Source organism: Priestia sp. 53B2 (assembly GCF_056099005.1).
The window spans coordinates 1-255 of record NZ_JBLZXA010000089.1 but is presented as its reverse complement, the minus strand read 5'-3'; the positions used below and the strand labels follow the sequence as shown (position 1 = coordinate 255).

Genomic DNA, 255 nt, shown 5'->3' with positions numbered 1-255 from the left:
ATCATATGTATTCAATATTCCTTCTTACTCAACGGTGGCGAAATGGAAAAGAACCTTTGAAAAACAAGGTAAGGATGGCCTGTTTCCTAAAAAGAGGAGTCGTCCAAAAATGAAGAAAAAGCCTACTAAAAATCTTGATACAGACAAGACAAATGAAGAGTTACTAAAGGAAAATGAATACCTACGAATGGAAATTGCGTATTTAAAAAAGTTAAACGCCTTAGTTCAAGCATCAAGGGAATCAAAGAGCGAGAA

At 34.9% G+C, this 255-nt stretch carries 1 protein-coding gene; it reads left to right on the top strand.

Translation table 11 applies throughout. The annotated features are described in order from the left end of the window. Positions 1–16: 16 nt before the first annotated feature. On the top strand, positions 17–255 hold a 239-nt coding region (locus ACN6NE_RS31255; RefSeq protein ID WP_474329452.1), incomplete at its 3' end, for a helix-turn-helix domain-containing protein.